Raw genomic sequence first — 13,910 nt, 5'->3', positions numbered from 1 at the left:
GACGAGCGATACATGATTCAACTCAATTCACAACTGAGAAAAAACCGAAGAATCCTAAAGAACCTCTGCCCGGAAGGAAAGTCCACCGTGCGCCGACAAATATTGATTGACCTGGGATATGATTTTAACTTTTTTACAAATCTCTATCAATCAACAAAAGGCGCCACATATTATTTATGCTACGATTACGGTTTCACGCCCATTTGGGATAATGGGAAAGAAAAAGTACTGATCATACAATGTCAGGATTACATGATGGGCAAGTTCAATCCGTGGAATAGTGCGAAACAGTAGGCCGGCTTACCAGTTCTTTATTTTTGTTTTGGTTACCAACCGCATAGGTAACATTTGGTCACAAACCCAAATAACGTGACCATATATCCAAATATGCCGAAAAGCGGTTTATTATGACGTTTGGATTTGGGATACCGGAATCGCTAAATTTGATCTGGCTAAGCCAGACCAGCCCTCAAGGCATTTCCCCTGGACATAGCCCTATTAATGAGAACAAATATCTATGGCTGGCATACATTGCTTGCCCTCTCATTCCCAATGCTCCTCTTTATAGGGTGTGAAGATGAGCCGGAAACCTTTTCTCTTCCCGTTGTTCAATCCCTGGAAATCACCAACATCACCACCACATCCGCAACCTGTTCAGGGGTCGTCATCAGTGATGGGGGTGCTCAGGTAACTGCCCGCGGAGTCTGCTGGGATACCAGTCCACAACCCACAACTTCCCTGCTAACAAAAACCTTTGACGGTCCGGATACGGGCATGTTTGTGAGCGAACTGACCAACCTCTTGCCCAATCAGCAATATTACCTGAGAGCCTATGGCACTAACGCGATTGGTACAGCTTATGGGGAAGCATTAAGCTTTTCAACTAATCCATACAGTTCCATAGTATATAAGCCTGATGGGAGAACTGTAAAATTGGGTGATCCCTTTCCAATTGCACTGGACCTTACAGAGGATGGACTAGTAGACTTTACAGTCTTCATGGAACTCACTGCAAATACTAAGGGGGACCGCCTGTATGCCGGTATCAACCCTATTGGGCCTAACCTTATTAAATCAGGTCCAAGCATTGAGGAAAACTATCTTAGTATGGGATTGCTGATTGCAGAAAACTTCAATTCAACGATTGACGATCAGCTGGAACCCAATCAGCAATGGACCGGCAATCATGGCGCCCTGATTATCAGAAATACCTCAACGCTCGGAAATGTATCCTACGAGGGAAGCTGGGCTGCTCAAAAACAAATAGTTGGCATACAGAATCATGTACACGGATCCATTCATTTCGGTTGGTTACAACTCACATTTGATAAAGAAACCGAAATAGTCACGCTCATTGATTACGCATATGATTCAATTGCAGGTCAGTCAATAAAAGCGGGAGCGATCGCTAACTGAATAGCAGCATGTCTTACCAGGTATCAATTGATAATCCTTACCACCTACAAAGTATTCATCTGGTCAATCAAAGTCTCAAAATTCTGAGAATCAGATGCTAAACACGATCTGCACTGACGAATCTCATAAATAGTGATCCGCATCTGTTGTACCTTAGAAAAGGATAATAAATCCAGGGTTTCGTATCTGGTCATGACTTCCACGGCAATATTTGAAACTCATGAAATATCAAAAAACTCAATTTGGCTGGTTTGTGGTACTCTCATTTGTACCGATCATGGCTTTTCTGTACTTGTCTCACATCTACCAGTGGGGTGACCACCCGATTCCAGATAGGGCTTACACGATACTGTCCGCACTGTTTTTTGTGATTTGCCTACTCTTTTACAAACTCACTATTAAACTGGATGGACTTTCACTCATCCTGATTTATGGAATCGGGATTATTCAAATAAAATTCCGACTCGATAAAGTCGAGCGAGTGGATATCATCAAGACACCCTGGTATTATGGACTCGGTATCCGAATAACTCCAAAGGGAATGCTTTATAACATTCAAGGAAGTAAAGCACTCAGAATAGTCTACCTCAGAGATGGGAAAAGAAAGTCGGTCATGGTGGGTACTCCGGAGCCTGAGCGTTTAAAAGGCGCCCTGGAAGCATTAAATGATAAAATGACCGCTTGAGCCTCTCCGGTTTTCACAACAAAAAAAGAGTGACTAACAAGTCACCCTTTTTGAATATCCCTCATTTATAATAATCCGACTAAGCCAGATCAAATCGATCAAGGTTCATGACTTTGCTCCATGCAGCCACAAAGTCATTCACAAACTTTTCCCCTGAGTCGCTACATCCATAAACCTCTGCCAGGGCCCTCAGTTCGGAATTGGAACCAAAGATTAAATCAGCCCTGGTTGCCGTCCACTTCAATTTGCCGGTTTTTCGGTCACGGCCCTCAAACGTTATTTCGTCTTTTGAAGTAGCCGTCCACACCGTATTCATATCAAGCAGGTTCAGGAAGAAATCATTGGTCAACGTTCCGGGTTTATCTGTGAATATGCCATGCTTCGAATTGTCAAAATTAGCATCCAAAGCCCGCATACCGCCAACCAATACTGTCAGCTCAGGGGCAGTCAGGGTTAGCAATTGAGCCTTGTCCACAAGGAGTTCTTCTGCCGTTACCGCATACTTCGTGTTGAAATAGTTACGAAAACCATCCCCGGCTGGCTCCAGGTAAGAAAACGATTCAGCATCTGTTTGCTCCTGTGTCGCATCTGTTCTGCCAGGAGTAAACGGCACCTCCACCGCATGGCCAGCATCCTTTGCAGCCTTCTCCACACCAACTCCACCAGCCAGCACGATGAGGTCTGCTATAGATACTGCTTTACCCGATTGCGAGCTATTAAACTCCTTCTGTATGCCTTCCAGCACTCCGAGTACTTTCGCTAGTTGCGCCGGATTATTCACATTCCAGTCCTTTTGTGGAGCCAGTCGAATACGTGCTCCATTGGCTCCGCCTCGCTTATCAGATCCACGGAAGGTTGAAGCGGAAGCCCAGGCTGTGGAAACCAATTCAGAAACGGAGAGGCCCGAAGCCAACACTTTAGCTTTTAGTGCCGCTACATCCTCAGCATTAATCACTCCATGACCGGACGAGGGGATCGGATCTTGCCAGATTAAGTCTTCCTCAGGCACCTCAGGTCCAAGATATCTTACTTTTGGCCCCATATCTCTATGCGTCAACTTGAACCACGCTCTGGCAAAAGCATCTGCGAATTCATCAGGGTTCTCATAAAATCTTCTGGAGATTTTCTCATAAGCCGGATCATACCTTAAGGACAAGTCAGTGGTCAACATCCTTGGAGCATGTTTTTTTGAAGGATCATGTGCATCCGGGATTGTGCCGGCACCAGCTCCATCTTTGGCTACCCACTGCTGAGCCCCTGCCGGACTTTTGGTCAATTCCCACTCAAACCCAAACAGGTTTTCAAAGAAGTTGTTGCTCCATTGAGTCGGCGTTGTGGTCCATACCACTTCCGGACCGCCTCCGATGGTATCCACACCCATCCCTGAGCCAAAACTACTGGTCCAGCCCAGTCCTTGCTCTGCAATGCCCGCCGCTTCGGGTTCAGGTCCTTGTAGCTCCGGGCTCGCTGCTCCGTGTGCTTTTCCAAATGTGTGTCCACCAGCTATTAGGGCTACGGTCTCTTCGTCATTCATCGCCATTCGGCCAAAGGTTTCCCTAATGTCATGAGCAGCCGCCAAAGGATCAGGATTTCCATTTGGACCTTCAGGGTTGACATAGATCAAACCCATCTGAACTGCTGCCAGAGGATCTTCCAGGTCACGTTTTCCGGAATATCTTTTGTCCGCAAGCCATTCTCCCTCAGAACCCCAATAGATATCTTCCATGGGTTCCCATACATCTGCTCTTCCTCCTCCGAATCCAAAAGTCTTGAAGCCCATTGATTCCAAAGCGCAGTTTCCCGCCAGGATCATGAGGTCAGCCCATGAAATCTTGTTTCCATATTTCTGCTTGATTGGCCAAAGAAGTCGACGAGCCTTATCGAGGTTCACATTATCCGGCCAGCTATTGAGGGGTGCAAATCGCTGAGCACCGGTACCTCCTCCTCCTCTACCATCTCCTATACGATAGGTTCCAGCACTATGCCAGGCCATTCTTATAAAAAAAGGACCGTAATGGCCATAATCTGCCGGCCACCACTCCTGTGAATCCGTCATCAGGTCGAAAAGGTCTTTTTTCAGTGCGTTGTAATCCAGCTTTTTAAACTCCTTCGCATAGTGAAAGTTCTTATCCATAGGATCAGACAGCGAGGAGTGCTGACGCAAGATTTTTAAGTTTAATTGGTTCGGCCACCAGTCTCGATTACCGGTACCTCCGCCTGCGGCCCCATTAGACACTCCGCTGTGGAAGGGACATTTACTCATGTCGCCTGTATTGTTGCTTGAATGATTTTCCATTTGAAAGCTTCGTTTTGTTGTTTATTGCAATTTTAGAATAACTAATATTTATCAATTTTATACACCTATAATTATGGATTATAGGTGAGGTTTGGGCTGTCCTCTTAATTTACCCAATTCTTGTTAGCATGAAAAGCAAAGCATCACATACATCGACATGATATTTACAATAGACATATGAGACTTACAATTAATCTGGATTAGATGCAATAACCCAATCTTACGGTAGCATATAAACCTGCAACACAGGGTTTTTGTGAGATTTTCCGTATAACTTAATGTCTATTATCTTTTCCAGCGGTGATTACAGGGTCGCTGTCTTCAAGCGGCCCACATCTTCAAACAATCCTTTGCACATTTTCTTGGTGTAACCTTACTGATCCAATATTTTAGCGGACCATTAAACCCAAGTTTCCTCTTTCCATGAAATACACCTTAGCCCAATTCACCCTGGTTGTATTGTTCACCTTTATTCGGTGTTCGTCAACAAACGAATCCTTTGTCCCACCAGTATTACAACTAGGATTAGCTGAGTCTGTTGGGTTGTCATCAGAAAGACTTGACAGGATAGATCAGCTTTTCCAACAATCCATAGATAGCAATTATGTTCAGGGTATTGCCGGAATGATTATAAGAAATGGCAAAATAGCATACTATAAGAGCTTCGGACATCGTGATGAAAACGAGCAGGCTCCATTATCAAACGACGCGATCTATCGTATCGCCAGCCAGACCAAGGCCATTACAAGCCTGGCGGTTATGATGCTTTTTGAAGAAGGGAAGTTTTTGTTAGATGACCCCATCTCCAAATACCTCCCTGAATTTAGCGATCCCCAGGTAATGACTGAGTTCCATAAAGAAGACTCCAGCTACGCTTCCATTCCTGCCTCCAGACCGATAACCATTCGTCAACTCCTCACCCATACATCAGGTATGTCCTACTTTGGGTTTGGCGATAAATCGCTGAGAAGTGTCTATGCAAAAAACGGCCTGCCTTCTGTCTTTGGCTCCGATCAAAATCTATTAAAAGACTTCTCAAAAACGGCTGGTAAAATGCCTCTGCTACACGAACCCGGGGAAAAATTTACCTACGGCATCAATACCGACATCCTGGGGCGACTGGTAGAAGTAATCTCAGGTTTAAGCCTCAATGAGTTTTTCACTAGTCGAATATTTGAACCGCTAGGCATGAACGACACTTACTTTTATTTGCCCCAGGAAAAAGCGAATAGACTGACTCCGGTTTTCACAAAAGAAAATGGGAAACTGGTTGAATATCATGGACTGGACGGCTATGGCGTTGGCTTGGATTATCCCGTATCTGAGGGAACCTTTTACGGAGGTGGTGCAGGCCTAAGTTCAACGATGATGGATTATGCCATCTTCCTCCAAATGTTGCTTAATGGTGGCGAATACAATGGCAAACGCCTCATCTCTCGACGTACTGTTGATTTAATGACCTGTAACCAGGTGGGTGACCTCGATATCAGAGGAAACAAATTTGGACTGGGATTTCTGATCATCACCAGAGAAGGTCAGACGAACCTGGGGCAAACCGAGGGTTCTTTTGAGTGGGGTGGATACTATGGAACCAAGTACTGGGCCGATCCCAAGGAACAATTGATCGGACTCCTGTTTACGAACCAGCGAGGGATCATGCCGGGCAGCCTACATGATAAGTTCAAAGTACTCACGTACGCAGCACTGATTGATTGATAAGCAACAAAACAGTTATAGCTTAAAGAGCCAATAGTCATGAAATTCGAGGCTAATTGCTGAAATATTTCTTATTCAAGAGAATATTAGGACTCAATTAAAGCCTTCGAACTAAAAAATTGAGATGAATGGATCGGTATATTGATCTGATTTTGAAAGTCGGCCGGACGCCCCTTGTTTCATTTTAGCTTATTGAGACAATCAAACATGATCAGGATAAAATACTGTTTGAGCCTTTCGTGAGCAACTTTTGAAAGATGGATTAAACCAGTGAGTTTATTTTATCCCTGTTTGATTTCGATAAAAGGGGTAAAAAATGAACACAGGGCTAGATTTTTGGCCTACCTTTTCATCCAGGGAAAAGGTAGGATTTAGAACTTCTGCATGTTCAAGCTTAATTCGTTCAGCAGATAGGATTGGCTTTCAGAAAAAAAAAGGCTTCCAAATGGAAGCCTTATATTTTAGTTAGCTACAAACTCTTTAAGTCTCCTGTTTTTACCAGGCTCTCTAAGTTTCTGCAATGCTTTTTCTCTGATCTGTCTTACACGCTCACGAGTAAGTCCCATCGCATCGCCAATTTCCTCCAGTGTATAAGGGTTGTCATGACCGATACCGAAGCTCATCATGATCACTTCTCTTTCTCTAGCGGTAAGCGTAGACAACGCTCGAAGTGTTTCCACTTTCAACGAATCGTTGAAAACCAACTCACCATCAGTAGGTCCGGTAGTATCATTTTCCAATACATCCAAAAGTGAACCTGACTCATCCTCACCAAATGGCGCATCCATAGACATCTGCTTTACTTCTGCACCCAGGGTATTTCTAACCTCACTTGGTTTCATGTCCAGAATCTCAGCCAATTCTTCTTCTGTAGGCTCACGCTCAAACTGCTGCTCCAACTCAGCATATGCTCTCCTGATTTGGTTGATCGCTCCGGACTTGTTCATCGGCAAACGAACAATACGAGATTGCTCGGCTAACGCCTGCATGATTGACTGTCTGATCCACCAAACTGCATAAGAGATAAATTTGAATCCCTTTGTTTCGTCAAATTTCTTAGCTGCTTTAATCAAACCAAGATTCCCCTCGTTGATCAGGTCATTCAAAGGAAGGCTTCGATTTTGATATTGCTTTGCTACAGAAACCACGAACCTAAGATTGGCCTTTACTAATTTCTCCAAAGCCAACTCATCACCCTCACGAATTCTTTTGGCTAATGTTACCTCCTCATCGGGAGTAATCATCGGCACGTTACTTACCTCAGTAAAATACTTCTCCAAGGTATGACTCTCGCGTCTATTCGTGATTGATTGCGTGATTTTCAGTTGTCGCATGTGCGTGATTTTAAACCCTTAATTATTATTCAGTTTAGTAATATATCAGTCCAGATTTTAAGAATCAATATTGATAAGATTCTTTTTTCACTCTGTTCGCATTTCAGTGAAAGCGAACCGCGAATTTACATCGATTATTTGTGTGAATCAAGTTTTTAGATTATAACTCCACCATATTCCAAACTACAATTTTGCCAATTTGGTTTCGAACTCTAAAATTTTCTTAACAGTATCTGTTCCAAGGAGTCAACGAACTTTGGCAGGAGATCATGTCTGAGGCCATAATTGTCATTCCATTCTATGCACTTAGCAAAAGACAATGAATCCCAAAAAACAAGTAGTTGTACTTATTCTCCATTCTACAAAAGTCACCCAACCGGCTTCATGCAGCTTGGGAAAATGTTTATTGTAAAGCATAAAAAACGACGAAAATTCAAGTATTTCTAAAATGAAAGGGGCATTATGAAAATATCTGGAAATCTCAGACATACGTGTTTTTACTTAATTCTCAAACATTAAATTTACGTTAATAATCGTTCAACCAACTATTATATCAAGCGGGAATGAAATACAGAGCACTACCAATTAAAAACTGGGTTATTTCTAAGGTATCACCAATCGGATGGAGCATGGTTATCGCCAGGTCCATGCCTGAAATTCTGGAGTACAACCCTGAATTTTCAGCCTATTACATCAACAAGCGTACAAAGTGGAGCGAAACGGAGCTGAAAGTTGTTCGCATTTACCTTAAGAAGATGTATAACATGCACATTCCTGAGGAAGTGATCAACCCGGGAGCCAATTTGCCAGTTGATTACATGGATTTGGTAAGAATAGATTTTTTGAAGACCTCAAGACTTGCTGATTCGCTAAAAGCTCGAATCAAATCCATTTATAATCTAATGAGCATATGAACGAAACAATGATCGCCAACATCCGATCTTCCTGGGAAATCATGGTGGAAGATGGGCTTGAAAACATGATGATGTTTTATGACAAGTTATTTCAAATCGCACCTCAGGTTCGCCCAATGTTTCCTGAAGATTTGTCAAAACAGTCAGAAAAACTGGCCTATACCATCACTTTCGTGGTCACCAATATTGATCGGATTGAAGAAATTAAGGGATCAATTGAAGACCTTGGGAGAATCCACAACAAACTGGACATTTCAGCTGATTATTATCCTCCGGTAAAGGAGGCCCTGATCTGGACCATTGAGCAAAAAATGGCCGATAAGTACAAGGCTGAAATCGGAGAAGCGTGGAACGCAGCTCTTGATTTTCTGGCCAGCGTAATGATCAATGCTCCCGCTAAAAGAGAAAATAAGCTTAAAACATTGTTGAATAAGCTCTTCGGTTAGCAAAACACCAACAACTATGGACTGGAGCCCATTTGCATGGGCCCCATTTTTTATTTAAAGTAAGTATAGGAAGGGGGTGTGATGTCATTCATTCGTATGTATAAATTGGCCTTTGCCCGATGGTTGCACAGGTGGTCCTGCACAAACAACACCGCGATGTAACGCTTGACCATAACTCCGCCAAAACCTCGAACCACTTCCTTCGAAGCCTCCTCTGTCATAGCGCATATCAACCTGGTAGCCTCTCCTAAATTTCTAATTAACAAATCCACCACCTCCTCCTTTGTCATTTCACTGGTATCCGGGTCTTTATAATCTCCCCAGTCATCTGCGGCAAAACCATTTGACAAATACAAACAAGTAAAAGCAATGTGCCCGATCTGATCACCAAACGTTTTGCTGGAGTCATTGGGTTGATAATCATATAATTCCTCAGGCATGGCTCCAGCTACTGCTATGAGGTGACGGGTGGACGCCTGCCAAACGGGCAGGAAATCTTTGGCAAACTGTGATTGAGGCTCAAGATCCTGTGCATTAACAAACTGCATGGAAAGACTTATGAGGATCAGAAAGTATAAAGGTCTTTTCATTGACTTAGGCTTGATGCAAGAATACATGAGAAAGCCTAACGTGCTAAACACCTTACAGGTTTGGTCAGCACGTCAAAAAGGAATTACCGTTTACTAATAGTAACAGGTTTGACATCGAAAGATGAAAACCCACGATCTCATAATACGCACTTCTACGTAGAAAATTCCTAAATACCAGAGAAAAGGAATAACTTCATGCCTAACGATTCTGCTATACAAAAGAAATTTTAAGCCTTTTTATTAGCTCAAATTCAAAAAAATAGCCGAAAATAACAAAAAATGTAAAAATTCATACCTCCGTGTTTTTACTTAATTTTAAGTAAGTATATTTACGTATAAATCGCAACAAGAAATGATGAGGGGTGGATCTGTGGTTGGGGATACTTCCTTGTCATTATGAAATGCTTTAAGCATATCGTTGATTAAATTTTTGGATAGTAGTAGTCCTCCCAACAGCCAGCTGTTGGCAAAAAGGCTAATCGTAAGATTAGCCTTTCTTGTTTTTATCAGCCTACATTTACTTCGTCCAGATTGATGAACTCCACCTTCATATCATCTGAGAGCGTAATACCAATGACCGCATCTTTTTTGACCCTGCCACTGAGAATCTCTTTTGATAGCTCATTGAGAATCTCTCGCTGCAATAAACGCTTCAGTGGCCGTGCTCCAAACTGAGGATCAAATCCAGCCCTGCCCAAATGATCTAACACCTTATCATCGGCCTCAATCTTGACACCATTTTCCTCCAGGCGTTTCTGAATCAACTTGAACTGAATTCCGACAATCTTTCTAAGATCTGCCTTGCTTAGCGGTCTGAACATAATGGTTTCATCTACTCTATTGAGAAACTCCGGCCTCACTGACTTCTTCAGCAACTCAAACACCTCACGCCTGGTCTCCTCCACCAGAGCATCGGCATTCTCGTCATTCAACGCCTCGAAGCGTTCCTGGATCAACCCGGAGCCGATATTGGTCGTCATCACGATGATCGTGTTCTTAAAATTAGCCACACGTCCCTTATTATCGGTAAGTCGACCATCATCCAATACCTGCAACAGAATGTTGAACACATCCGGGTGCGCCTTTTCAATCTCATCCAACAAAATCACGCTATAAGGTTTCCTTCGAACCGCTTCTGTCAGTTGTCCACCTTCATCGTACCCCACATATCCCGGAGGCGCCCCAATCAACCTGCTCACAGCATGCCTTTCCTGATACTCTGACATATCAATCCGCACAAGGGCATTCTCGTCATTGAACAGGTACTCTGCCAACGCTTTCGCCAACTCTGTTTTCCCAACACCCGTTGTCCCCAGGAATATGAAAGATCCTATGGGCCGCTTAGGATCATGCAAACCAGCCCGACTCCTTCGCACCGCATCAGATACCGCTATGATGGCCTCTGTCTGTCCTGCCACTCTCTTTCCTAACTCGCCTTCAAGGTGAAGCAACTTTTCACGTTCGCTTTGAAGCATCTTCGACACCGGAATGCCTGTCCATTTGGCCACTACTTCGGCAATATCCTCCGCATCCACTTCTTCCTTCAAAAGTGATTTCTCTCCCTGCATCTCTGCAAGTTGATGGGTGTACTCCTCCAGCCTTTTCTCCGCCTCAACAATCTTTCCGTATCGAATCTCGGCCACCCGGCCAAAGTCACCTGATCGCTCTGCCTGCTCCGCCTCGGTTTTATACTTCTCGATATTTTCTTTCTCAGCTCGAAGTCCCTGAATTACCCCCTTCTCATTTTCCCACTTGGCCTTGATTTCATTGCGTTTGCCAGAAAGGTCAGCGATCTCCTTGCTCAATTCCTTTTCCTTTTCCCTGTCCTTCTCACGACGGATCGCCTCTCGCTCAATTTCCAGCTGCATGATCTTCCTGTTCAGCTCATCCAATTCTTCCGGAAGAGAGTCAATCTCAATTCTCAGCTTGGAGGCCGCCTCGTCCATCAGGTCAATGGCCTTATCCGGCAAGAACCGATCAGAGATGTATCGATTCGACAGCTCAACAGCTGCGATCACCGCATCGTCTTTTACCCTTACCCCATGGTGAACCTCATATTTATCCTTGATCCCCCGCAAGATGGATATCGCATCCTGAACCGACGGCTCATCCACCAATACCGACTGGAACCTACGCTCAAGGGCCTTGTCTTTCTCTACATATTTCTGATATTCCTTCAGTGTTGTTGCACCAATGGCGTGTAATTCTCCTCTTGCCAGGGCGGGCTTCAATAGGTTCGCCGCATCCATAGCTCCCTCGCCACCACCGGCTCCGATCAGGGTATGGATTTCGTCAATGAAAAGGATGATCTCCCCTTCGCTATCGGTCACCTCTTTAATCACCGCCTTCAGACGTTCCTCAAACTCTCCCTTGTATTTAGCACCAGCTACCAACAAACCCATATCCAGAGATATGATGGTTTTTGATTTCAAATTTTCAGGCACATCACCATCCACGATTCGCTGAGCCATTCCTTCCACAATGGCGGTCTTACCCACACCCGGTTCTCCCAAAAGGATCGGATTGTTCTTTGTTCTACGTGCCAAAATTTGAAGCACCCGTCGGATCTCTTCGTCCCGACCAATGACAGGGTCGATCTTGCCCTTTTTAGCCAGGTCATTTAAGTTTTTTGAATATCGCTCCAGGGATCGATATTTAGACTCGGCATTTTGATCCGTCACGGTATCGCCCCCTCGCAATTCCTTAATCGCTGCGATCAATCCTTTTTTGTCAAATCCATTATCCTTAAGCAATTGCGCTGTCTGATCCGATCCTGCGAGGAGGCCGAGTAGTATATGCTCAACAGCAACATATTCGTCGCCAAAATCTTTCAATGTCCTTTCAGCGTGTTGAAGCGCAGCATGTGCAGCGGAAGACAAGTAAGGCTGACCCCCGGAAACTTTAGGATAGCCCTCAATTATTGCCTCTAGCTTGCTGGTCAATGTTGACTTGGCTGCCCCGGTTTTTTTCAAAAGGAAAGACACCAGGTTCTCATCCGACTGTAACACCGCCATCAAAAGATGCCCGGTTTCAATCACCTGCTGTCCACCTCCGCTGGCGATTTCAGTCGCCTTCTGAAGCACTTCCTGAGATTTTATGGTGTATTTATTAAAGTTCATTTCCTTGCTGATTTTATAGTACGATTTGCTGAGATCAAAAGCCAGACCAGCCTATTTATTGGATTATTTAAAGACATTATGTCATTGAAAATCCTTCCGTAACCCATATTTTCGGAAAAAATGTCATTTATTCCCAAACCCAATAACAAAGCATCGTCCACTCCACACTATTGCTTTTTACGATCTCGATTTAATCACGTTTTGATAACTTTCGGGCTGCAAAATGAACACCACCTAATATGAAGGAAGCAGCCAAGAGGAGAAAATTTATTAAGCAATCAGTAGGCGCCGCTATTGGTGTAACGGCTGGATTTGCATGCAGTCCAAAAGCGGAAGAGAAATCAGTCAACATCAATTTCAACGAAACCTACCGATGGAAAATGACCACGACCTGGCCTCCTAATTTTCCTGTACTCGGGGAAGGTTGCAAGCTCATGGCTGAATGGGTCAGGGAAATGTCCGGCGGCCGGATGGACATCACTGTTTTCGGTGGTGGTGAGCTGATCCCGGCACTCGAAGGCTTTGATGCGGTGAGCAATGGCGCCGTGGAAATGAATCACGGAGCTGCTTACTATTGGGCGGGAAAAATACCCGCATCTCCATTCTTTTGTGCGGTGCCCTTCGGGATGAACTCTCAACAAATGAATGCGTGGATCACCTCCGGTGGGGGTTCGCAACTTTGGGAAGAACTATATGCTCCCTTCAACATCCTGCCCATGATCAGTGGCAATACGGCAGCTCAAATGGGGGGCTGGTTTAACAAAGCCATCGAAACGCCTGATGATCTTCAAGGGCTAAAAATGAGAATCCCGGGACTAGGTGGAAAAGTGATCGCCAAGATGGGTGGCTCACCGGTAACCGTATCTGGAGGTGAGATTTATACCAACCTGGAACGAGGTGTTATCGATGCGACGGAATGGATCGGGCCATACCATGACTATAAAATGGGCTTCCACCAGGTTGCAAAATATTATTACTACCCGGGATGGCAGGAGCCCGGCCCCGTACTGGAGATGTCAGTCAACAAAGACAAATTCCTAAGTTTGCCTAAGGATTTGCAAGAGATCATCCGCACAGCTTGCCATCGACTAAATACATGGATGATGGTAGAGTTTGAAGCCAAAAACGGCACTTACCTGCAAAAAATTATTGATGAGGGAAAGACAGAGCTGAAGCGATTCCCAAAAGAGGTGATTGCCGGCCTGAAAGCGGCCACACAAGAAACATTAGAGGAGCTGACTGCTTCTGATGCTTCGAGTAAGAAAATCTACGAGCATTACCTTGGGTTCCGAAAAAAGATCATCCCGTGGGCAGACATCAGCGAGAAGATTTTTTACGACGATATTTCATAAAAATGGGCGACCTCCTCGAGGCCGCCCCAGCCCAACCTTTCG

At 44.4% G+C, this 13,910-nt stretch carries 11 protein-coding genes; 7 read left to right on the top strand and 4 right to left on the bottom strand.

What is annotated here, in order from left to right; all coding sequences use genetic code 11:
• The 3 genes from NXR94_RS03865 to NXR94_RS03855 all read left to right on the top strand — a co-directional run.
• On the top strand, positions 1-294 hold a 294-nt coding region (locus NXR94_RS03865), incomplete at its 5' end, for a hypothetical protein (protein WP_258103259.1).
• A 207-nt stretch (positions 295-501) separates the two neighbouring features.
• Positions 502-1,416, top strand: coding sequence for a hypothetical protein (locus tag NXR94_RS03860; protein ID WP_258103258.1), 915 nt, complete (start codon positions 502-504; stop codon positions 1,414-1,416).
• Positions 1,417-1,636: 220 nt separating this feature from the next.
• A complete protein-coding gene (locus NXR94_RS03855; RefSeq protein WP_258103257.1) occupies positions 1,637-2,101 on the top strand; it encodes a hypothetical protein in 465 nt (154 codons plus the stop codon).
• 79 nt (positions 2,102-2,180) lie between these two features.
• On the opposite strand, the gene katG is transcribed toward NXR94_RS03855, so the two are convergent.
• Entirely contained in the window at positions 2,181-4,397 is a 2,217-nt protein-coding gene (gene katG / locus NXR94_RS03850) for a catalase/peroxidase HPI (protein WP_258103256.1), read from the bottom strand.
• A gap of 423 nt (positions 4,398-4,820) precedes the next feature.
• Here katG and NXR94_RS03845 point away from each other — a divergent pair, with 423 nt between their 5' ends.
• Positions 4,821-6,113, top strand: coding sequence for a serine hydrolase (locus NXR94_RS03845; protein WP_258103255.1), 1,293 nt, complete (start codon positions 4,821-4,823; stop codon positions 6,111-6,113).
• A gap of 461 nt (positions 6,114-6,574) precedes the next feature.
• Here the strand turns inward: NXR94_RS03845 and NXR94_RS03840 are convergent, their stop codons facing one another.
• Complete coding sequence (locus tag NXR94_RS03840; protein WP_258103254.1) at positions 6,575-7,447, bottom strand: RNA polymerase sigma factor RpoD/SigA; 873 nt, start codon at positions 7,445-7,447, stop codon at positions 6,575-6,577.
• Between the two features lie 563 nt (positions 7,448-8,010).
• Between NXR94_RS03840 and NXR94_RS03835 the strand changes: the two genes are divergently transcribed.
• Both NXR94_RS03835 and NXR94_RS03830 read left to right on the top strand, forming a co-directional pair.
• Positions 8,011-8,361, top strand: a complete 351-nt coding sequence (locus NXR94_RS03835) for a hypothetical protein (RefSeq protein WP_258103253.1) — start codon at positions 8,011-8,013, stop codon at positions 8,359-8,361.
• Positions 8,358-8,807 (top strand): globin domain-containing protein, encoded by a 450-nt coding sequence (locus NXR94_RS03830; RefSeq protein ID WP_258103252.1) that lies wholly within the window; start codon positions 8,358-8,360, stop codon positions 8,805-8,807. The genes NXR94_RS03835 and NXR94_RS03830 overlap by 4 nt, the downstream gene beginning before the upstream one ends.
• A 50-nt stretch (positions 8,808-8,857) precedes the next feature.
• Here the strand turns inward: NXR94_RS03830 and NXR94_RS03825 are convergent, their stop codons facing one another.
• Positions 8,858-9,397 carry a DinB family protein gene (locus NXR94_RS03825; RefSeq protein WP_258103251.1) on the bottom strand — a complete coding sequence of 180 codons (540 nt, stop codon included), beginning with the start codon at positions 9,395-9,397 and terminating at the stop codon, positions 8,858-8,860.
• A gap of 506 nt (positions 9,398-9,903) precedes the next feature.
• Entirely contained in the window at positions 9,904-12,516 is a 2,613-nt protein-coding gene (gene clpB / locus NXR94_RS03820; RefSeq protein ID WP_258103250.1) for an ATP-dependent chaperone ClpB, read from the bottom strand.
• 239 nt (positions 12,517-12,755) lie between these two features.
• Here clpB and NXR94_RS03815 point away from each other — a divergent pair, with 239 nt between their 5' ends.
• Positions 12,756-13,868: a TRAP transporter substrate-binding protein gene (locus NXR94_RS03815; protein ID WP_258103249.1), complete on the top strand. Its 1,113-nt coding sequence runs from the start codon at positions 12,756-12,758 to the stop codon at positions 13,866-13,868.
• Positions 13,869-13,910: the final 42 nt, after the last annotated feature.

Origin of the sequence: Marinoscillum sp. MHG1-6 (assembly GCF_024714475.1) — a bacterium.
In the GTDB taxonomy this organism is placed as follows: Bacteria; Bacteroidota; Bacteroidia; order Cytophagales; family Cyclobacteriaceae; genus JAMZMI01.
This window is presented reverse-complemented; position numbering and strand designations above follow the sequence as displayed.